The organism is Balneola sp. (genome assembly GCA_003712055.1).
Classification (GTDB): Bacteria; Bacteroidota; Rhodothermia; order Balneolales; family Balneolaceae; genus RHLJ01.
In genome coordinates this window covers 146,351-167,179 of record RHLJ01000002.1, presented here as the reverse complement: position 1 = coordinate 167,179, position 20,829 = coordinate 146,351, and the positions used below count along the sequence as shown (strand labels likewise).

Annotated in this window: 18 protein-coding genes and 2 pseudogenes; 3 read left to right on the top strand and 17 right to left on the bottom strand. The window is 38.6% G+C overall.

The window, feature by feature from the left end; translation table 11 throughout:
- Nucleotide 1: 1 nt before the first annotated feature.
- The 7 genes and pseudogenes from ED557_05725 to ED557_05695 all read right to left on the bottom strand — a co-directional run bounded on the left by ED557_05725 (nt 2) and on the right by ED557_05695 (nt 8,532).
- The gene (locus ED557_05725; protein ID RNC84478.1) at nt 2-832 is read right to left on the bottom strand and encodes an rRNA pseudouridine synthase; all 831 of its coding nucleotides are present in this window, start codon (nt 830-832) and stop codon (nt 2-4) included.
- Nucleotides 819-1,550 carry an SMC-Scp complex subunit ScpB gene (gene scpB, locus ED557_05720; GenBank protein RNC84477.1) on the bottom strand — a complete coding sequence of 244 codons (732 nt, stop codon included), beginning with the start codon at nt 1,548-1,550 and terminating at the stop codon, nt 819-821. The genes ED557_05725 and scpB overlap by 14 nt, the downstream gene beginning before the upstream one ends.
- On the bottom strand, nt 1,543-2,493 hold the full coding sequence (locus ED557_05715) for a hypothetical protein (GenBank protein ID RNC84476.1): 951 nt from the start codon (nt 2,491-2,493) through the stop codon (nt 1,543-1,545). Before ED557_05715 ends, scpB begins: the two co-directional genes overlap by 8 nt.
- A 3-nt stretch (nt 2,494-2,496) precedes the next feature.
- A complete protein-coding gene (locus ED557_05710) occupies nt 2,497-4,434 on the bottom strand; it encodes a CBS domain-containing protein (GenBank protein RNC84475.1) in 1,938 nt (645 codons plus the stop codon).
- 58 nt (nt 4,435-4,492) lie between these two features.
- Nucleotides 4,493-6,922 carry a primosomal protein N' gene (priA, locus tag ED557_05705; GenBank protein ID RNC84474.1) on the bottom strand — a complete coding sequence of 810 codons (2,430 nt, stop codon included), beginning with the start codon at nt 6,920-6,922 and terminating at the stop codon, nt 4,493-4,495.
- A 301-nt stretch (nt 6,923-7,223) separates the two neighbouring features.
- Nucleotides 7,224-7,526, bottom strand: coding sequence for a four helix bundle protein (locus tag ED557_05700; GenBank protein ID RNC84473.1), 303 nt, complete (start codon nt 7,524-7,526; stop codon nt 7,224-7,226).
- 106 nt (nt 7,527-7,632) lie between these two features.
- Nucleotides 7,633-8,532: pseudogene (locus ED557_05695) on the bottom strand (ATP-binding protein).
- A 65-nt stretch (nt 8,533-8,597) separates the two neighbouring features.
- Between ED557_05695 and ED557_05690 the strand changes: the two are divergent.
- The gene (locus ED557_05690; GenBank protein RNC84472.1) at nt 8,598-10,301 is read left to right on the top strand and encodes a recombinase family protein; all 1,704 of its coding nucleotides are present in this window, start codon (nt 8,598-8,600) and stop codon (nt 10,299-10,301) included.
- A gap of 23 nt (nt 10,302-10,324) precedes the next feature.
- Here ED557_05690 and ED557_05685 read toward each other — a convergent pair whose 3' ends face one another.
- Nucleotides 10,325-10,810 carry a hypothetical protein gene (locus ED557_05685; GenBank protein RNC84471.1) on the bottom strand — a complete coding sequence of 162 codons (486 nt, stop codon included), beginning with the start codon at nt 10,808-10,810 and terminating at the stop codon, nt 10,325-10,327.
- Between the two features lie 211 nt (nt 10,811-11,021).
- On the opposite strand from ED557_05685, the gene ED557_05680 reads away from it, so the two are divergent.
- On the top strand, nt 11,022-11,999 hold the full coding sequence (locus tag ED557_05680; GenBank protein ID RNC84799.1) for a DNA/RNA non-specific endonuclease: 978 nt from the start codon (nt 11,022-11,024) through the stop codon (nt 11,997-11,999).
- Here the strand turns inward: ED557_05680 and ED557_05675 are convergent.
- From ED557_05675 to ED557_05640, 8 genes and pseudogenes are all read right to left on the bottom strand, one after another.
- Entirely contained in the window at nt 11,996-13,123 is a 1,128-nt protein-coding gene (locus ED557_05675; protein RNC84470.1) for an ImmA/IrrE family metallo-endopeptidase, read from the bottom strand. The genes ED557_05680 and ED557_05675 overlap by 4 nt on opposite strands.
- Nucleotides 13,047-13,757: a hypothetical protein gene (locus ED557_05670; protein RNC84469.1), complete on the bottom strand. Its 711-nt coding sequence runs from the start codon at nt 13,755-13,757 to the stop codon at nt 13,047-13,049. The genes ED557_05675 and ED557_05670 overlap by 77 nt, the downstream gene beginning before the upstream one ends.
- Nucleotides 13,758-13,844: 87 nt before the next feature.
- Entirely contained in the window at nt 13,845-14,558 is a 714-nt protein-coding gene (locus tag ED557_05665) for a resolvase (protein ID RNC84468.1), read from the bottom strand.
- A gap of 211 nt (nt 14,559-14,769) precedes the next feature.
- Nucleotides 14,770-15,519, bottom strand: a complete 750-nt coding sequence (locus tag ED557_05660) for a transcriptional regulator (protein RNC84467.1) — start codon at nt 15,517-15,519, stop codon at nt 14,770-14,772.
- 184 nt (nt 15,520-15,703) lie between these two features.
- A complete protein-coding gene (locus ED557_05655) occupies nt 15,704-16,942 on the bottom strand; it encodes a hypothetical protein (protein ID RNC84466.1) in 1,239 nt (412 codons plus the stop codon).
- A 279-nt stretch (nt 16,943-17,221) separates the two neighbouring features.
- Complete coding sequence (locus ED557_05650) at nt 17,222-18,118, bottom strand: hypothetical protein (protein RNC84465.1); 897 nt, start codon at nt 18,116-18,118, stop codon at nt 17,222-17,224.
- A gap of 147 nt (nt 18,119-18,265) precedes the next feature.
- Nucleotides 18,266-18,514 carry an XRE family transcriptional regulator gene (locus ED557_05645; protein ID RNC84464.1) on the bottom strand — a complete coding sequence of 83 codons (249 nt, stop codon included), beginning with the start codon at nt 18,512-18,514 and terminating at the stop codon, nt 18,266-18,268.
- 100 nt (nt 18,515-18,614) lie between these two features.
- Nucleotides 18,615-19,277: pseudogene (locus ED557_05640) on the bottom strand (ATP-binding protein).
- A gap of 89 nt (nt 19,278-19,366) precedes the next feature.
- Here ED557_05640 and ED557_05635 point away from each other — a divergent pair.
- Nucleotides 19,367-19,789 (top strand): DUF4342 domain-containing protein, encoded by a 423-nt coding sequence (locus ED557_05635; GenBank protein RNC84463.1) that lies wholly within the window; start codon nt 19,367-19,369, stop codon nt 19,787-19,789.
- 69 nt (nt 19,790-19,858) lie between these two features.
- Here the strand turns inward: ED557_05635 and trxB are convergent, their stop codons facing one another.
- On the bottom strand, nt 19,859-20,809 hold the full coding sequence (trxB, locus tag ED557_05630) for a thioredoxin-disulfide reductase (protein ID RNC84462.1): 951 nt from the start codon (nt 20,807-20,809) through the stop codon (nt 19,859-19,861).
- Nucleotides 20,810-20,829 lie beyond the last annotated feature (20 nt).

Here is a 20,829-nt window from a genome sequence, read left to right as displayed (position 1 = left end):
GTTACTGCTTTCTAAAGTCGAGCGTATCTAATTTGACAAGTTGACGAAGGTCGTTAATCTCTTTTTGCTTGAGATATCGCCACCTACCCATTGCCACATTTTTTAGATTTAACCCTGCATATTCTACTCGTTTCAACTTGGTGACTTCTGTTCCATGGTATTCAACCATTCTTCGAATAAGTCGGTTTCGACCTTCAAAAACAGAAATAATAAACGTGTTCTTAACATCCCCGAACACTTTAATATTGTAGCCTTTTACGGGACCATCCTCAAGTTTAATTCCTGTAACGAAGGCAGCAAGCTCTTTTTCCTGAAGTCCCCGAGCAGTTTCTACCTCATAGGTTTTTCTCACTTTATAGCTGGGGTGCATAAGACGATGAGCTAAATCTCCATCATTGGTAAGTAGCAATAAACCTGTTGTATTACGATCCAGTCGCCCTACAGGATAAACCCGGTAGCCGGTTGCATCCTCAATCTCATCCATCACCGTATTCCTGCCTTTCTCATCATCAGTGGTTGTGATGGTATTTCTTGGCTTGTTAAGAAGAATATATACAAAAGGCTCCAGGGATATTTTTTGCCCATCAACTACTACAGAATCTTTTCTGCGAACTTTAAAGCCCATCTCTGTCACTACCTTGCCGTTCACCTGTACTTTCTTATCCGTTATGAGCTTATCAGCTTCTCTCCTTGAACAAAGACCGGCGTGAGCTATAAACTTATTTAATCGAATTTGTTCTGATTGGGAATAATCCTGGTCTACTTCGTTAGATTTCTTATTGCCCTTACCTTTGAACTTCTTACCGCTGTTTCTCGAATTATTCTTCTTCATTTAATCCTTCCTCGGAGTTACCTTCTCCTTCAACTCCTGAATCCTCTTCTTCCTCACTTCCATTATCCCGTTCTTCTTCAACCTCCATCATAAGCTGACGCTCGAGTAATAGCTGGCGGTGCTCAGCCATATCATCATCTTTCAAAATTTCCTCAATCTCTCTTGGCTTAGGAAGATCAGCGACTGAATTCAGTCCAAAATGTCGCAAGAAATGACGGGTTGTTCGGTAAAGTAGCGGTTTTCCAGGACCGTCTGCCCTTCCTGCTACTTCCACAAGAGCTTTCTCCATCAGCTGCCTGATGATATAACCCGAATCTACCCCTCGAATTTGATCAATCTCGGGCTTGGTAATGGGTTGACGGTATGCAACAATAGCCAAACTTTCTATAGCAGACTGTGAGAGCTTTCGAAAAGCATTTTCGTGCTGAAAGATACTGAGCCAATAGTGGTATTTGGATTGGGTTACAAAAGTATATCCTCCAGCTAGTTTTTCGATCCGAAAGCTTAATCCATTTTCATCGTAACGCTGATTTAGTTTTTCAACAAAGTCGGCTACGGTTTCTTTACTGATCTCAATCTGATCTTCATTTTCTATAATGATATCTTTGATTTTATCACCTGAAATGGGCTCCTCGCTGGCAAAAATCAAAGCTTCTATCACAGAAGAAAGCCTGCTTCCATCAATAAATTGATAATCGTTAAGCTCTTTTTTACTCACATTCCCTCACAATAAAAAAACCATCATTCCCTTGCTCCTGGTACAAAGGCATTAATAAAAATCCATCTGATAAAGCCAAGATTTTGCCATTTATGTCTGAAGCTAGCCAATCACCTTCTTTCACTTTGTCAAAGTTTTTGAATCCTGGGTTCATCACAAAGTTATCGCCTTCTTCAACGATGTGCTTATATAGGTATTCAACCTTTTTTGGGAAGTCTTTTACTTTCTCCTTTAAAGAAGCCACTTTTTGATCAAAATCAGGGATAATCTCTTTCGAGATAACACCAAGATTTACCAACAATATGGATAACCCAATAAAAGCATTTTCTTCTGCATCGTCAGACCCATGTGAACCCGCCTCAAATGCAAAGCCAAATTTCCCCGCGTGCTCGGCATAATCCATGGATGTTCCCTGAAGGGATTTATCGATTCCAAACACTTGTGGAACTTCAAGAGCTGAAAGAAACTCTGATTCGCTTTCCTCACCTGCAGCAATTATAAACATCCCCCCTGAGCCAGAGAAAGTATGCAGATCAACATAAATTACCTCTTCACCTGAAAGCATAATTGGATCTAAAATTTGTAGCACTTTCTTTACTTCAACCCGATCTATGGTGGGCAATTGGTGTGATTCTGTTCTCCGTATTTTATCGAGCAGAGAGGTTCTCCAAAGCCGATTCATATCTTCATCAACAAAACGTCGGCCTAATTTAAGAGCTGCAATATTGCCTTTTAATCCTAACACCCGACCATTCAATTTCTCCTGATGAGGCTCGAGGAGTTCCATAATTCGTGCAACTGCAGAAACACCTGTAGCTTCATTACCATGAATTCCTGCCATTGCTATAATTGTAGGGCCAGGATTTATTCCCGTTAAATCTCCAATGTAATGGTCTGCCCTTGAACCGGGTTTCAGCCGTTGTTCTTCTTCAATAAGTTGCATCTACTATTTGCTGTCCTTTTCATCCGCAAGGGCTAATAATAACCTTCGCGTAATATCCATAAAATTACCTTCGGTAATAATACCAACTAAACGGCTATTCTTCACTACCGGAAGACATCCTATTTTTTGGGTCTGCATAATATTCATTGCTTCCAATATTGAAGCTTCAGGATGAATGGTTATCGGGTTTTGAATCATGAAATCACTAATAGGCCTGTTTGTAATCTCTTCACCATTTACTGCCGCCTTAGCATATTCCCGAATCATCATTCTCATTGAAACTAATCCAATTAGATGCTTTTGGTCATCTTCGATGGGCACATACCTGATTTTTCTCCAATCCATAAGGTTCCCGGTAAACTCGATTAAATCCTCTTTCCGGGCTGTAAATAAATCGGTAGTCATAAACTCTTCAACAATCAAGCTGGAAGGCTTCCAGTGATCCATATCTTCTACTCTGGCCAATCCCCATTTATGTACTGGTTCACCTTTTTTCTGATTCTTGAGCATGGAAGTAGTAATTGCAGAAACAGCATGCTCCCTGTTGTTCTCTTTAATCAGATTCGAGTATGATTTCACTACCCAGTAAGCCCCGGTTTGTGAAGATTCGATGCGATCTTCAAGCACGCCCAAATAAGTATCTATATCCGATTTATCGACTTCAGCTTTTTCCAACCCTGCACGGGCTATCGGTAACAGTTCATCCTGAATTAAATCCTTTGCAGTAACTTTTCTTCCACCTGTCCATTCAAACTTGGTGTCCATACCCATTTTTGAAGCGGCAAAGAAATTCATTCTTGCATCATCAAACTCAAGTTCTTTAGTTATATCCGGATGCTCATCTTCGAAGCCATTAAGGAGCCCCAGCCAAAAAGCTGTATTAGCCATTTCATCAATCACGGTCGGACCTGAAGGAAGCACTCTGTTTTCAATTCTCAGGTGAGGCTTACCACCACCTACTCCATAACATGGCCTGTTCCACCGGTAAACGGTACCGTTATGAACTTTCAGCGCCATTAATTGAGGAGCGACCCCTTCCTTCATCAGCTCTTCTGCATTTTCTTCTACATCAGAGCTTAGCAGTACTCTGAACCTTGAAATATCCTCTTTGTAAATATCAAGAATGGAGTTTCTTAGCCAGTCGGTTCCAAACATCACCCTTGGACTGCTTTCTCGGATATGGTCTCCTACTCCTCGGGTATCTACTGATTGATGAAATAGAGCAATTCGGGTTTCGGCCCACAACCTCTTGCCCAGGAAAAGGGGAGAGTTTACTGCACTTGCTAAAACCGGAGCAGTAATAGCCTGAGCTACATTATATTTCGAAACAAACTCATCAGGCTTTATCTGCAAATGAATTTGAAAGCCTGTATTACATCCCTCCAGCATTGGGGTATCAAATTTCATAAGTAATTCATCCATCCCCTGGATTCGAAGCTCATATTCTTTTCCTCTCAGATTATCTATAGCCTGGCAAAGCGCCTTATATCTTGGGATCGGAGTCAGACTATCGATACTGACATCTGCTTTTCGGATGGTTGGAAGAATCCCGGTAAGTAGTACTTCTGCACCAAATTCGTCTGCAGCGGCTCTTACCTGCTCCACATTCTTTTGGAGATTATGCTCCATTTGTGAGAGGCAGTTCCCCTTAAACTCAAGCGGGGGATTTACATTAATCTCCAGGTTAAACTTTGCGAATTCTGTAGTAAAATTATCACTATCTCCTCCAAGCTTTTCTAAGACATCAGGAGCCTCAAAAAAAGGCTTGGCCTGCTGATTTATTAAGCAAAGCTCCTGTTCTGCTCCAATTCGGATTATATCCGTCTCAAACCATTCTTCCTCTAACATTTTTTCCAATGCTCTAACATCCTTTAGAACATTCTTCATGAAGTTTTGAACTTCCTCGTTAGTCTTAGCCAGTTTTACTCGTTGTTCGCCCATGTTTGATGATTATGAGTTCGGGCGTAAATACTTACTTTCTGAAACCTATTGCAAGTTTTTAGCGCACTGCATCCACATTAATATTGATTCTCACTTTTGAGCTACTCAATCCGGATTTCCTGGAATATACTTCCATGATTTTACTAAGCACCGCTTCGATATACTGCCCCCCTTTTTCAGGATCCAGTTTTAATAATAATTCCCAAATATAATTGTTGTTCATCCATCCTATGGATGAAGCAGAGGGTCCTAAGAGTTCAATATCAGGAACAACCGATAACGCTATATTTTTTAGACTCTCGGAGGCGGTAATTACCTCATGTTCCTTTTTTCCTTTCAAAACAAACTTTATAAGACGCGAATAGGGTGGGTAATTCAAAGGCTTACGAAAGCCCATTTCTTCTTTAGCAAAACCTTCATGATCATGGAATTTGGCAAATTGAATGGCAGGATTTTCCGGTTGCCGGGTTTGGATAAATACCTTACCTGGTTTCTCCCCTCTTCCCGACCTCCCTGATACCTGGCTTAACAACTGATACATTCGTTCATGAGATTGAAAAGAAGGGAATGCATACTCGGTATCTGCATCAATCACTCCTACTACAGTTACATTTGGAAAGTCAAGGCCTTTGGCTACTAGCTGGGTTCCTATAAGAATGTCTGCTTCGTGATTCCCAAATTTCGCCAGGATTTTCTCATGAGCGCCTTTATTGCTCGTTGAGTCTTTATCAAAACGAAGAATTTTGGCTTTTGGAAATAATTCCTCCAGGTTCTCCTCCACTTGTTGGGTACCTGAGCCTCGAATCAATAGGTTGCCAGATCCACACTTTTCGCAATGTGTATCAGCCCTCCTGGAATATCCCGAATAGTGACATAGTAAGAGGTTTCTACGTTTGTGATAGGTCAGACTTACGGAGCATTCGGGACTTTGAGGAATATGACCACAGATACCGCACTGTAAATAGCTTGCAAATCCTCTTCGGTTGAATAACAGAATTACCTGCTCTTTTTTTGATAGGGCATTTTCAACAGCATTGAACAAAGAAATAGCAAGGTTCCCTTTCATGGCGCCGGAGTATTGTTTTAGGTCAACGATTTCGACGTCCGGAAGCCTTGCATCAGCATGACGAGTTGTTAAACTAAGTAACTGACATTTGCCTTTAGCAGCCATATGGAGTGCCTGCATACTAGGTGTTGCAGAACCCATAATCACTACCGCATTTCCCATGCTTGCTCTCATTATTGCGGTTTCGCGGGCATGATATCTCGGAGAAGGATCTTCTTGTTTATAAGACCCGTCATGTTCTTCATCAATTACAATTAGCCCCAGGTTCTGTACAGGAGCGAATATGGCCGATCGTGCTCCAATGGCTATTTTTTTCTTACCGCTTTTCAATGCGTTCCAAGCCTGTAATCGCTCTCGATCGCTCATCCTGCTATGCAAGACTGCAATTTCATCTCCGAAAACTTTATAAAAACGAGAAACAGTTTGAGGAGTAAGTGAGATTTCGGGAACCAGGATAATGCCCCCTTTCTGCATTTTGAGAGTCTCATTTAGGGCATGAATATACACTTCGGTCTTCCCGCTACCGGTAATACCATACAGTAGGTAGTTTTCAAACTGCTCTTTGCTTATTGATTCGCCAATGGCCTGAAAAGCTTCCCTCTGTTCTTTATTTAATTCTTTTATCGAACCGGGGACATATTCCAACTCAAGGTTAAACTCCTTCTCTACCTTTTTAAATTGAATCCATCCGTCATCCTGAAGCCTTCTTTTAGTAGTACTATTGAATTCAGGTATGGCTGAGAGTTGAGCGTCTCTTTTGGGAAGGTCACTTTGAGCAAGAGCTGACAACGCTGTTTTCCATTTTGCTGGCCTGCCCGTAGCACTCTGCAAAAACTGCGTGGCAATATGCGCTGATTTCCCCTCTGCCCAATCCCATTCTTTTTCTGTTTTGAGATCCACTTTCATAAATGGCTCTTCCCAAACCTCCAGAGCTCCTTTTTTAATTAGCTTTGAAACTGAGAACCCGGAATTGCGCCAGCGTTTATTTGCCTCTAAAAGGGTAAGCTTTTCATGCATACTTATCTCGTTTACTACCTGCTGTTCTTTCTCACTAAGGGACTGAGTGGATGAATCAGGGTTTATTCGCACAAATTCTTTGGATACAAAATTCAGGCCTGACGGAAGGGCCGCCTGTATTACTTCTCCCCAACTCGCAAAATAGAACTGATGCACCCATTCTGTAAGCTTGAACAATGAAGTATCCAGTACGGGGCTTTGATCAAGAACTTCCCGAATTGCTTTAATCTCGAAATCAGGTTTTTGGTTATGAAGCTTAACAACTACACCGATTGCATTATAAGTACGAAATGGCACCCAAACCCTCATGCCTGGTTTTATTTCTCCTTGCAAGGCTTTTGGAACCTGATAAGTAAATAATCTTCGTACAGCAGAAGGAAATGCTATATCCGCGTAATTGCCCAATATGTTGTGTTTAATTCAGAATCGGTAAGCTACTCTAAATCGAACACTCAAATCAACCTTAAAGGAATAGTAAAATGTATAATAGGATAATTATGATAGGTAAAGTAAATACCAAACTGCCTTGCCAATATGTTGTCTTGTCTCTCATAGTTGTCACCATATTTCTTGGGATTTAACTTTATTGTTTCTGGTTTGTTTCGTCTATATGAATTATAGTTTTGTAATTCTTTTCTGATACCGCATAATGATGCGAGCTGTAGAACATTGTACTCTGAACGTGAAACTTCGAACATCGAGCGCTTCAGCTATTCCTTCGAGCCGTTTGAATGCTTTTGACAAAGATCGAAATCAATTGATTTGTCTCTTCGATTCCTTTTTTAACCTTTTCATCATCGAGAAGTGGCTTTTCATGAATTATCTTGAGATTTATATATGTCTCACGAAGCTCTTTAAGAGCCAATTTCATTTTATGTATAAAGTCCTTCCTTGATTCTGCACTTTGTGCTTCAGCATGATGAAAAGCCGGAGCAGTTCCACACCTTACTAACTGCTTAGCAAAATGAACTCCTGCATAACTTTTTGGAAGCATTTCTACCACGTTCATTATCAGAATCGAATACTTAATTAAACGATCATGTAAATCATATCTATTCTTTCTTTCCACCTTATATATAAATCAATGTTCGGTGTTCTTATTCAAAGTTCAATGTTCACCCCAGCCACCCTTCTCGATCTAAACTCCGGTACTGAATGGCTTCTGCAATATGATTAGCCTGGATGTTTTCCGATTTATCCAAATCAGCGATCGTTCTGCCTACTTTTAAAATTCGATCATATGCTCTTGCAGATAGGCCTAGTGAAATAATCGCCCCTTTCAGTATTTCTGAACCTGTAGTATCAAGCTTGCACACTTTTCTTACCTGTCGGGTATTCATTTGAGCATTGTTATATACTCCCTTTGCGCCAAAGAAACGCTGTGACTGAATTTTCCTGGCTTCGATAACTCTTTTTCGAATTTCTTCAGAAGACTCTCCTTTTGCCCGACCAGAAAGCTCATCATAGCTCACTTTATTTACTTCAATATGCAGGTCAATCCTATCCAGAAGCGGGCCGCTGATCTTACTTAGGTATCGCTGCATTTGTAATGAGCTAACCCCTCCTCCTTCATTTGGGTTATACCAGTCTCCGGAAGGGGATGGATTCATGGAAGCAACGAGCATTACTCTGCTTGGATAAGTAACGCTCATTCTGGCTCTGGAGATAGAGACAAAACCATCTTCCAGGGGCTGGCGCATCACCTCCAACGCACTTCGCTTGAATTCAGGGAGTTCGTCTAAAAACAACACTCCATTATGCGCCATGGAAATTTCGCCCGGCATGGGAATTCCACCCCCACCTACCAGAGCTACATCCGATACTGTATGATGTGGTGCCCTAAACGGCCTGGAAGTAATGAGCGCCTTACCAGATTGAAGCAAACCGGAAACAGAATGTATTTTTGTGGTTTCTAAAGCTTCATCAAGAGTTAAGGGAGGAAGAATGGTGGGAATCCTTCGAGCCATCATCGTTTTACCTGATCCCGGTGGTCCTACCATAATAATGTTGTAGTTAATTACACACTATTTATAAATGATTTCATTTCTTGTGTGTCCGACTTTCATTAAAATGATGCATTATGGAAAATCAAAGTACCCCAAAAGTTTACAGTTACATAAGAATTAGTACAGGTAAACAAAGAGAAGGTGATGGATTACGAAGGCAAACTGAAGATATCGATTATGAAAAAATCGCAAAGAGTTTGGATTTACCACTCGACAATGAGTTAAAATTAGTTGACGAAGGATTTTCAGGTTTTACAGGAGAAAATAGGACGAAAGGTGCTTTAGGTTATTTCGAGACCCTAATTAATGATGGAAAGATCGCAGAGGGTAGTGTTCTTGTAATAGAAATGCTAGATAGATTAACAAGGCAGGCACTATTAGAGGCTGTTCATCTAATGACAGGAATCTTACTTAAAGGAGTAGGTATATATACGGCAGCAGATAAGCAGTATTACACAAAAGATACATTTGATGTTGGACAGCTTGTTCTATCTGCGATAATACTTCAAACTGGTCACGAGGAGTCGTTAAAGAAAACAATTAGAGGAAGGGCTAACTGGCGAGTAAAAAGAGAAAAATCAGAAAAAGGTGAGGAAAAGCTAAGTAAAATCTGCCCATTATGGCTTGAGCCTGTTACAAACAAAAATGGTAAAACGATATCCTTTAAAATTAAAAAAGATATTGCTGCTGAAGTACGTATGATGTTCCAATTAAAGCTTGAAGGACTTGGAAATAAGCGAATAGCTGATAGATTGACTCGCAATTGGCCACCTTCCACTATACAAAGATACATTCATGATAGAAGAGTGTTGGGTGAATATCAGCCACACTCTAAGCAAAGTGGTAAACGCAAAGAAATCGGAAATAAAATAATTAATTATTACCCACCGATTGTTGAAAAGGAATTATTTGAAGCAGTACAGGAGCATATTTTAGATTGGAAAGAAAGACATGGATACCATGTTGGAAGAAATGGATCTAATGGGGTACATAGCAATGTGTTTGTGAAAATTGTCAAATGTGGAGAATGTGGTTCAGCTATGCATTATGATAATAAAGGTGATACTTCAAAAGGAGGTAAGTATCTAAGGTGCTACAGTGCAAAACGTGCATTAAAGGATGAGAATGGGAACCGTATTTGTCGGGCAAGGAGTGTTAGATATCAAGATTTCTTTGAACTCTTCTTCAAATACATAGAAGAGGTGGATTTAAGTAAATTCATTAATGATAAAGATGAGCTGAAGAAGCAGATTTCAGAAAATGAGCTAAAAATATCAGCTGAAAAATTTCGGGTAAGACAATTAGAAGATCAGGTGTCTAATTTAATTGATACAATTTCTACAACTCGTAATAAAGTGGTACGAAATAAGCTTGAACTAAAAATTGAAAAAATTATAGAAGAGCAGACTGATCTATCCAAAGTAATAAATAATCTGAATCTTGAATTGTATTCATTAAGAAATGAATCGAAAAAACTTAAATCCTCTCAAAAAGAAATAACCAAAGCGAGGGAATATTTAGAAACAGCTACATCAGAAGAAGAAAAAATAAATAGAAGAAAAAAACTTCATCAGCTAATAGGTAACGTTGTTAATGGAGTAGAGATTTATCCCCGAAAAGAGCCATATGTTAGAAATATGCCAATTGATGAACCAGGAGTAATAGTACATATGGAGAGTCGTTATATCAAGAAGTTTAAAGTTATTTTCAACACTAAAGAGAGAAATAATACGATCGTTACTCTTAAGAGATATAGAGTTCCAATTAAGGAAATGTAATTGCCTTAATTGCTAATCATAAACTAATCCGGATTAGCAGTTAGTAACTCATTTAAGAAAGTGTCTAGTAATTGATCAGTTAATCGAGTTAACTCATCTCTAGTGTAATCATCCCCTATCAAGCTTACTCCGCTTCTTAACCATATGGCAGGTTCTACATATTGATAGTTACTCAAAAGTATTGTTCCCTGAGAAAGCATTAACTCATATGATATTGAGTAACCAACATTTCGAGTACCTAGTGTTATATCTTTAATTAGAAATCTTATAAATACAGTAGAGTTAAATCTGTTTTCAGATATTTTGAGCCCATTTCTTCGTAGTCTAAGCTCAGTTTTATCAATTAAATTATCCTCGTCGTACGAATGATCTGAATCACTTTGTATATCAACAACGACATTTACGCTATCAAGTCCTACCAATGAGTTGAGTTGATAGCTTTGTGCTAGAATATTTCCATTAACTATTAATAAATAGCTTAAAACAAAAGTCATTCTGATCATATTCATATACCCCTTAATAATTATATGCACTGAATTAATCTATTTAATATGAATATGTAATGAAAATGATGTTAGATACAATCAATTAAAATTAGAGTGTTTGCTTTCAACTTCATGATAGATTCATTTAATTAATTTATTAACCAAAATGTAAGGAGTTCAAATCTCAGGGGTCTTACAATTAAAACGTCGTGGTTAATTTTAATAGGTCTCTATCATGAAAAGAATCATTCTACTTTTAACAGTAGTGGTTTTCTTGACTCAAGGAATTTCAATAGCTCAGAATCAAGTATTTTTAGCCAATGCAGTAGATGGCAACCAAATAATTCACCGAACTTGGTATTCACTTTCTTATAACGAAGCTTACGAGCAAGCTGATTGGGTTGCGTATGAACTTACAGCTACAGAAGTAAATGGTACAACCCCACGAAAGGATTCTTTCAAAGGTGACTTTAAGATTACTACAGGTACTGCCGGATACGGAGACTATGCCAATTCAGGTTACGATCGCGGACATTTGATTCCAGCAGCTGATTTAAAAATGAGTGAAGAATCTATGTCTAGTTCATTTTATTACTCCAATATTTCACCACAACATCGATCATTCAATAGAGGGATTTGGAGGTCCCTTGAATCAATTGTTCGGAATTGGGCATTAACAGAAGAGAGGGTTTATGTTATAACAGGTCCAGTATTGAGTAAAGGTATCATTGAATCAATTGGTGAAAATGAGATTGGGGTTCCTAAATACTTTTATAAAGTAGTATATGATCCAACTGATGAAAGGAAAGCAATTGGGTTCATTTTAGAAAACTCTGACGGAAATGATCTACCAATAACCAACTATGCAGTGACTGTTGATTCAGTAGAATCTTTTACAGGATTGGACTTTTATCATAATCTTGAAGACTCATTAGAAGAACCATTTGAGTCAACTATAGATATAAGTTTATGGGAATTCAATAGTACAGTAAGTACAACTTCTAATAATGGTTCAGCTGTTAACTCAAGAACCAGTTCTAATACTCAAAATCGAAATGTCCGCAGTACTTCAACAGCCCAATGTGAGTATTATAATGGTAGGAAAATTTACACAGGGCCTCGAGGTGGGAAGTATTACATTAATTCAAATGGTAATAAAACTTATGTATCTGGTGATAGACGTTCAAGAATAGTAAGAAGGGCATGCAACTAAACTGCATGCCTTCCACTATTTGCAATCAGCCTCAATCTTGGCCGTAATTCTTCATTACTATATAAAGATTGATATTCCTCTTTGTTGAGAGACATAACCTTTGCCAAATCTATATCGGAATAATCTAATTCACTTTTATAAAGCTTTAGAAGATTATTAAAGAGAGTTGGTTTTTCTTTCTCCAAACCACAATCCGGCTCATTATTTCTTGAATAGCCATTTCTTGACATTTGTACATAAAAATACTGTCGTTGCTTGGCAGAAATAATCCCTAAGTCCAATGCTTTTTTTACTAAAGTCTGAAATGAGACTCCCCATTTATATTTCAAGTCTTTAAGATTCTGCAAATACATTCTATTTATTCCATGATTTAGCAGATCTTTTTTTATTTCGTCACTTGGGAGTAACAATTCCGAGGCAAATCGATCAGCTTGTGATTCAGATTCAGGACTAGGCATTTCATGCATAATTATATGTCCCAATTCATGAGCCAAAGTGAATCGCATTCTGTCTGGAGAGAGATTCTTGTTCAAGAAAATAATCGCTGGTACTTCAGGTGCTTGAACTGTCATGCCAAACTGCTTATCAGTGTCAAAGTCTGTTTCAATTACAAAAATGCCTGAATCCTCAAGAACTTTTGTAAGATTCTCAATTGGTCCACGTGGCAACTTGTAATATTGTCTTACTGCATTCGCAACAATCTCTGGTTCTTCTGGAGAAAGGTTGCCATCTAAATAATCAATTCGAGGAATGTTTTCAGATACAAGTTCAACAGCACTAAGCAGATTCTGCACGTGCATTCTCTGAATATTTATTTTAGCATCAATTGAATTTCTTTTTTTTACCCCTAACGACTTACGATTACGGTCAAAACCTATTCCGGGAACATAAATTCTATGATCCTGAAGGAAAAAAGATTCTGGGTAACGTAAGACTCGGGATAGTTTCCTTAATATATCATCATCAACAGAATTTAAACCCTGTTCGATTTTAGAAACCATCCCTTGTGATACATTCAATAAACTAGCTAGTTTAGTTTGTGTTAGTTCACGCGCCTCCCTCGCTAGTTCGACCATTTTGGGATTCACCCTTTTGTAGCTTTGATTTGATCCTGAGCCTGCCATCAGTTTGTTTCTTCTTGTCTTCGTGTTGTGTTTGGTTTTCGTTCACTTCGCTTTCATCGTCACTGTAAGTTTTGACTTTGAATCGATCATCAGCATTTGTGTCTGCATCAGTTGGTCCATTTGGAAATGATAGTGATCCAGTCATAGTAGTACTTCCATCTATTGGAATAATCCACGTATATCGTTTGCCTTTATTAACAGGGCAAACGATAGCCATATTTGAAATACTAACTCCGAATCCATCAAGTACATAACCAATGTGAACGCTGGTTAGTTTGTGTTCTTCCCCGAATAATTCATAATTCTGACTAGTATAATCTCTCGAGCTTGGTGTGTGATTGTAACTTGCATTGAAGTTCTTATCCAGTTTTTTGACACGTGCTATGATTGATTCACCAAATCGAAAAAGAACTGTATTGTCCTTCTCTAAAACTGTTACGCCACTTGTGTTAGTGAACTCTTCCTTTAAATTTTGTACCGCTTGATCTCTTACTAATTCGGCACGTGTTCTTTTTGTGTTATGAGGCTTTGCCTGAGTATTCGCTTCGCTAACTGCACGTTCAATTGCATCAGCGATGGTATTCATATATCCGTCGAGCTCATCTCTTGCCTCTTCTTGAGAAAGTATCTTCATGAAATTAATACCTATATTTAAGTTGTTAGATTATAGGGTAAAAATATTCCAAATCTATGATTAAAGCAATTCTGAGTTATTACAGAGTTATTCATTAGTACTTTTTATAAGTGTATAATTATTAACGTCTAAATACCGCATAAATACCCTCCTAGTTTGAGATGGAAAAAATAATTTATTATTTCTTGTTCTGTAACCCTCTTTGTTGAGAGCGGAAGCTATCTTAGCATACGACCAACCTTGCTCGCGTCGTGGTTGAATGAAATGGAATGCTTTACGTGTATCAACATCGCTTCTTGCTTTGTCTCTGATAGTCGATAGTGCCTTCTGACGAGCTTCTTTGGTTAGATTTTGCGGGGAGCCAATCTTTTTACCTTTCCGCTTTGCCTCCGTTAGTCCTTCCTTCGTTCGCGTAGAAATTAACTCAGCTTCATATTGTGCTAGTGAAGCCATAAATCCAAGTACCAATGTATTCGCTTCAGGCATGTCAGCTATGGTAAATCCAATGCCTGCATCTTCCAGTTCGTCCTTCAATGTAAATAGAAACTTCGCATTCCTGCTTAGCCTGTCCAGTTTCGCTACTAGTAATTTCGAACCTGTTTGCTTGCACTTATCAATTGCCTGCCTAAGTATTGGACGATCAAATTTTTTACCAGACTCCACTTCTGTAAATGAATCAATCTCCGTTGCCTGCTTGCCTTTTAAAAAATTACGAACAGCTGTCCGTTGTGCTTCCAATCCTAATCCCGATTTACCCTGTCCTCTTGTGCTTACCCTGTAATACCCGATATACTGTTGCATCTGTTCATCAATTGGTTCCTGTGTATCAAATATAACGTTTCTTAACCGGTCGTTTAAGAAATATTATGACATAGGATTTTATTTAACAGCATCTTACATAGGGTGATTCTGCTGGGTTTAAATGGCTTAAAACCATTGAGGCCAACAAAGATATAAGAAAGAGGTAGCTAAGCTCTTAGAAATGGATATTCTACCGAGTTTCAGCCTTTGATTACCTAATTCCTTTGTTGATGTCTTCCTGTAACCAGCGGGGATCAGTTTCTATACTTGGAATAGTATCAAATTCATCCAATTCCAGATCATCCCAATCCAGAGATAAACTATCATCTGAGGTTTGAGGAGTACTCCGCTCTTCCAAAGGTGTTTTGTTTCTCTTTCGCTTCATTCTAATCTTCCTATCTGGTTTACTTCTCTTGAGCAAATCAACGGGCTTATACTGGTCTACCACTAATTTGCCAACGGGGTCTAGTTCATAGTCAGGGTCAGCTGAATAAATCTTACCAACCAACTGGGTAAAGGCATGTAGTTCGTTATCAGAAAGTGCCATAAACCCATTGGTGATTTGTTCTTCTATAAATCTACTACCTTGTTCTTTCTTGTCTCGATTAAGTTCAGCTTTCTTGACCTCTACTTTTGCCAGGAATTCATAAGTAGTACGCAATTCTTTTATGGCATCTAAAGCAAGTCTCTTCTGGTCTTTTCGGTCAGCCTCCTCAAAGATTCTTTCTAGTCTTTTAAGAATATCATTTACTCCAGACAAGATATCAGTTATATGGTTATGCTCATCTTCTTGTGCAACTTTAATCAGCTTTGCAGTCAGATGGTTTTGGGCGTGATAACTTACTGAGTCATCTGACATCCCATACTCTCTGGATATCTGGGTATATGGTTGACCTGATACAATCAGCTTTTCAATTTCTTTTCTTCTGGGGTGGGTACAAACTCTGCATCTTTGTGGCATAACTTAGGTGATTAAAAATTTGGGGTCTGAAATATTTGGTATCAGAAAAGGATGAACATCTGAAAATGAAAATAGTTGGCTGGTAAACCAGCAGCTATGTTTATTAGTTAGATTAATTATGCAATTCGTATTAACTAGTACGTTTTGGGAGCATCTGATATTAACTAGTACGTTTTCCATCTGATCACTTCACTTTAATTCTGTACCCGTTTGTGTGTTTACGGTATACTGATTTCATCACTTTTTTTAACTCTGTTAGATATCGTCTCTGTACAATGAATGAATCATGAACAGGTAAAATTGGAATGCCTTTATCTGTAAAGTGTGCTAGTATATCTAATGCAATCTTTGAATCTAGATTCATAATTCTTAGCCCAGATACTTTGCCACTACAAAAATGATGCGAAATCGGACTATGTGCTTCGATCATCGATTCTAGATATGGTCTCGCTTTTGTCAATTTTAGTTTTTGTCTTTCATCCAAAGTTAGATTGTCAAAAAGCCATTTATTACAGGCACGTTCAGCTTGAACAATATCTTCAGAGTTTAAAAGAGCAAGCAGCATTGCTTTTAAAAAAGGTCTTAGCTGTGGCCTTTCATCAATTCTCGAGTATGGATCGCCAAAGTATTGTATACCCTCCAAAGCATAAAGAAGATTTGGATGTAAGGCACTAAAATCTAACTCCCCAATATCTTCCCCATCAATTGTTATTTCAGCTCTCTCATTCTCATTTAAAGCTTGATGATGTAAATACCCCCTCGTGTGTAATCTCCCATAACTCTTAAAATCATTGATGAATATTGAGACTAAGAAAACTGAGAGTTTTTGATCCAGATAAAGAATATTTGAACTACTGTTGATCCTATTAGTTCTCTCGAGAATCTCTCTAATGGAATTACTAATCGAATTATCATGGTAGTCTATCAGAGCCCCATTTTCATCCTTCAATTCTACAAGCTCTACAGGTTTTTTTATAACACAGCTATTCAGTTCAGTTAAACTGCTAAGAAGTTTATTAGTAGCAGTAATCCTAGTAAGCCTACTATTTACAGGGTTTCTTTTATCTCTGAATCCTTTCTTCATTATTATAAATCCATGTATTTCTAATATGTGGATATATTGTATAGTCGATTTTCCAGCTTTTGTGTATCTAGTTTTTTTCCAGTTATTGGATGATCTACCAAGTGAAACTCGAATTGGTTTTCTATTCTTTGCATATATGAGATTAGCAATAAGTATCTCGAAATTGATAAGTGAATCTTTTCTATTTGGTATTTTACATTCAACAATGATAGACTCAAATTTTTTACTGAAACTATCACTGAGAGATAAGCTGTGATCAAATGAAACGGAATTTTGCCACCAAGCATCTGTATACCTGTATTTATCAATTTGGGAAATAACACGTAAAGTCTTCCTCATATTCTTCTACTTCATTTACTACTTCAAAAATTGTGAACTGGAATGCTTGGTGAAGTAGAAACCAAGCTTTTCAGCGTGCACAGCCTATCCAGTTCTATATTATACAATCAAGGGACTGCTGATGAATGACCCGAAACTCAACAGCCCCTTTGTCCGATTTAGCATCAGAACGAAATCCAAAAACCGTCGGGTTGTTATACCCGACGATTATTTAATCATAATAAACCGAAAGACTTTCGTCTCTCGAATAGGAGAGTATGTACTATGACTTACTCCAAGCTATATCTGAGCAATGGGTACAGATATATTCTTAATAGGCTTTACGCCTTCTGGCCATTTAGGCCAATCTTTTTTAGTTATTCCAAGTCTCTTTATCCATTCTGGTAGTTTGAACTCACTAGTTACTGGAGGAAAAAGAGGCGGTTCGATTCCTTCTTCTTTGGCAATCTGTTTTTGCTCAAGAAAAATCTCTTCTGCTTTTGTAACAAGCTGAGCAGGTGTTATACCTACTTCTTTTCTCCATTCTTTACACATTTGGCGATAATGGAAAACAGACATGCCATGGTATGGTGAAGATTCTTCATTGATAAAAGGGATGCCTTGATCTGAATAAGAAACCCCCTGACCATCCATAGCAGTTATTGGTTCATTCTCATTTGCCTGTGTAGTTCTACCTTGAGGACCATTCGGTAGAATACCTTGTTTCTTCTTTTTCTCTTTTTCTTGAATGAGCGCCTCAATTCGATCCTTCAACGCTTTTATCTCAGCATATCTAATATCTAGTAATGCCTCTGCCTTAAGCTTTCGATCGAGTAAGTCTTTAGGCCATGTACTTGGTGTTTCTATTGCGTAGCCATTCTTTACCTGTTGATTTCGCCAGATATTAAACTCATTTACAACAGCTAGAACACCTTTTTTGGCAATTGGTAATAAAGCTTCATACCTACGGTCATATACTACATAGTATCCTTGTGAATTACCTTCCCACTCCGCTAGTGCGTTTCTGCATTCGCCTATTCCAGTCATTACAGCAGAATGGGATTCTCTTTTTGATCTTAGTTCTTCGTTAAAGATTACAGAGTTTTCTTTAAGGTGATTGTAAGTCCTATCGTAATTTGGGTACTTACCATTTACATACCTTGGAGAACCATTATTTGGCTTAAAATGTCGCTTCATCATTCTCTTGGTTTGAAATCAGTTGGGAATAAATTCTCTTTTTGATCCGAAGTAATAGCGCTAGAAGTTTCTTTAACACCATTAGGTAATAACTTTTCGGTTGACTCTGAGTTTTCGACTCTCCCTGAGTTAAAAACTTGAAAGATTCTATAGCTCATGATTTACCTTGCGTCTTTGAATGAATCCTTCGCTAAAAGTTCTCTCCCAATCTACAGGGCCAACAATCTTCTCTATTTTTAGAATAGTTTTATCTCGTGGTCTAACTATCCCATTCTCAATTTTTGATATCGTGACTTGAGATATCGAACTGAGTTTTGATAATCGATATTGTGTCAAGTTGATAATCATTCGAGCGATTTTCAGTGAGTAAATTGGTTTAAACTCGGATGAATTCATTGTTTAAAGTTTATATATGTCGTGAATGACATTTATAAATTTATACTATTGAGAAATGAGACAATAGAGCAGGCAATAAGACTAGTTGTGTAATAAAATATAATGTTATTACATTGTGCCCACCTGCCGCAGCTATCTCAAGGGCTCTTTTTACATTTTCCTGACCTCGTACATCGCTGAAATCAAGCACTTCGGAAATTCCATTTTTGCTAAAAATTAAATCCAGGTTTGATGAATGAGGACGAACCGGGCTCCTGTCTTCTAACCAGTCTTTTACCTGGTTCAGATGTTCGAAAGGAAATATTTCTAATCCATCAACTACTGCTGCTTCTGAACCATTTTCTTTTGGAACTACTAAATGCTTAAAACCTCGATTTTTCGCTTCTACCGCAACCGGAAGTACCCCTTTGACAGGACGAATTTTCCCATCTAAGGATAATTCACCAACCACAACAGTATCATTCAGTTTGGAGGTGTGCAGTTGCCCGGACATATTGAGAAGGCCTATAGCTATGGGAAGATCAAAGGCATTCCCTTCTTTAGGTAGATCAGCTGGAGCCAGATTTACAGTTATCCGCCCTAGTGGATAATAGGAGCCTGTATTTCTAATGGCTGCTTCCACCCGATCTCTTGACTCTGAAACTGCACGGTCAGGCAATCCGACTAAAAAAAATTTGACCATCCCATTAGTGTGATGAGTCTCTACATCAATAATTCTTGCGTCAACACCGACAGTAGCGGCACAATAAACTCTTGCTAACATTGGAACTCCGAATCTTTTTATTTTTCTTTGCGTAGTTAGACCGCGCAGGAGGAGACTCCTTACAAAAAATTTCATAAATCGCACATATCATGAATAAAGACGAGGCAAAATCAAAAGCGAAACGCATCTATGAAGAAGTTCAGGGTGGGGTAAATGAAGTGATTTCTTCAATCAGGGAATTTATCAAGGAAGGCAGCGCCCGGCGATTAATCATCAAGAATAAAAATGGAGAAGTGGTTTTTCAGACTCAATTGGCATTTGGCGTAGGCGGTGCTGCATTAGTTGGGGCAATGGCCCCGGTAATTTCTGCAATAGGGATGTTCGCAATGTTTATCAACGATTACCAGATACTGGTTGAGAGAGAAGTAGAAGATGATGAGGACGAATTTTCAGTTGATGCCGAGATCATCGAAATTACAGAAGAGGAAGAAGAATCAACTGAAGCTGCTGCTGAAGAAGAAGAGGCTGATGAGCCTGAAGAAAAAACAGTAGGCAAGAAAAAGAAGAAGTAATTACTGAATGAAAAGTGAAAGGTGAAAAGATAAACTCTATTTCACCTTTCTTTTTATACACCTTTTCTATTAAGCAGTGAGTTCATTACTTAGATAATGCTCTGCATCCAGCGCCGCCTTACAACCAGTTCCAGCTGCGGTAACTGCCTGTCTGTAAAAAGAATCCATCGCATCACCACATGCAAAAATTCCGGGTAAATCTGTTTTTGTAGATTGCCCTTTTGTTTGGATATAGCCAACATCATCCATAGTGAGCACACCTTTAAACAAATCGGTATTAGGCTTGTGCCCAATGGCCACAAATACTCCTGTCACGTCTTCAAGTACCGTAGACTCTCCAGTTTGGTTGTTTTTTACCTTTGCTCCTTCAACCACCTGGTCACCTAACACTTCTTCGAGTTCGCTATTCCACATGAATTCGATTTTCTCGTTGGCAAAAGCTCGAGCCTGCATTGCTTTAGATGCTCTTAATTCCTCTCTTCGGTGAACAACCGTTACTTTGCTTGCAAATTTGGTAAGGAAAGTAGCCTCTTCCATAGCCGTGTCTCCACCACCAACAATAATCACATGCTGGTTTCTGAAGAAGGCACCATCACAAGTAGCACAAGCTGACACACCTTTACCTCTTAAACGGGTTTCGCTTTCAATACCAAGCCACATAGCAGAAGCACCGGTGGAAATAATAATGGTGTCAGCATAGATCTCGGTTTTCTCATCAACAGTAAGCTTGTACGGGCGCTCCCCAAACTCAATGTTGGTCACATATCCGTACCTGCAATCGGCACCAAATTTAGATGCTTGTTCCCTGAAATCCTGCATCATTTGAGGACCCATTACCCCATCAGGGTACCCAGGGAAATTTTCTACATCTGTGGTGGTCATAAGCTGACCTCCTGGTTCCGGCCCCTCAAATACAATTGGGTTTAAATCCGCTCTTGCTGCATAAAGTGCTGCGGTTAGCCCGGCAGGGCCGCTTCCAACAATAACTACTTTAAATGTTTTTCCTGCAATATCTTCCATAATAATATCCTAAAATTTTT

Bases quoted from the DNA above. Each gene is read 5' to 3' on its own strand.
- trxB (RNC84462.1), bottom strand. From the start codon at position 20,809: ATGGAAGATATTGCAGGAAAAACATTTAAAGTAGTTATTGTTGGAAGC.
- ED557_05660 (RNC84467.1), bottom strand. From the start codon at position 15,519: ATGCCACAAAGATGCAGAGTTTGTACCCACCCCAGAAGAAAAGAAATT.
- ED557_05690 (RNC84472.1), top strand. From the start codon at position 8,598: ATGGAAAATCAAAGTACCCCAAAAGTTTACAGTTACATAAGAATTAGT.
- ED557_05700 (RNC84473.1), bottom strand. From the start codon at position 7,526: ATGAACGTGGTAGAAATGCTTCCAAAAAGTTATGCAGGAGTTCATTTT.
- ED557_05725 (RNC84478.1), bottom strand. From the start codon at position 832: ATGAAGAAGAATAATTCGAGAAACAGCGGTAAGAAGTTCAAAGGTAAG.
- ED557_05655 (RNC84466.1), bottom strand. From the start codon at position 16,942: ATGAGGAAGACTTTACGTGTTATTTCCCAAATTGATAAATACAGGTAT.
- ED557_05645 (RNC84464.1), bottom strand. From the start codon at position 18,514: ATGAATTCATCCGAGTTTAAACCAATTTACTCACTGAAAATCGCTCGA.
- ED557_05670 (RNC84469.1), bottom strand. From the start codon at position 13,757: ATGAAGATACTTTCTCAAGAAGAGGCAAGAGATGAGCTCGACGGATAT.
- ED557_05680 (RNC84799.1), top strand. From the start codon at position 11,022: ATGAAAAGAATCATTCTACTTTTAACAGTAGTGGTTTTCTTGACTCAA.
- ED557_05710 (RNC84475.1), bottom strand. From the start codon at position 4,434: ATGGGCGAACAACGAGTAAAACTGGCTAAGACTAACGAGGAAGTTCAA.
- ED557_05650 (RNC84465.1), bottom strand. From the start codon at position 18,118: ATGAAGCGACATTTTAAGCCAAATAATGGTTCTCCAAGGTATGTAAAT.
- ED557_05685 (RNC84471.1), bottom strand. From the start codon at position 10,810: ATGAATATGATCAGAATGACTTTTGTTTTAAGCTATTTATTAATAGTT.
- ED557_05715 (RNC84476.1), bottom strand. From the start codon at position 2,493: ATGCAACTTATTGAAGAAGAACAACGGCTGAAACCCGGTTCAAGGGCA.
- ED557_05665 (RNC84468.1), bottom strand. From the start codon at position 14,558: ATGCAACAGTATATCGGGTATTACAGGGTAAGCACAAGAGGACAGGGT.
- ED557_05635 (RNC84463.1), top strand. From the start codon at position 19,367: ATGAATAAAGACGAGGCAAAATCAAAAGCGAAACGCATCTATGAAGAA.
- ED557_05675 (RNC84470.1), bottom strand. From the start codon at position 13,123: ATGGCAGGCTCAGGATCAAATCAAAGCTACAAAAGGGTGAATCCCAAA.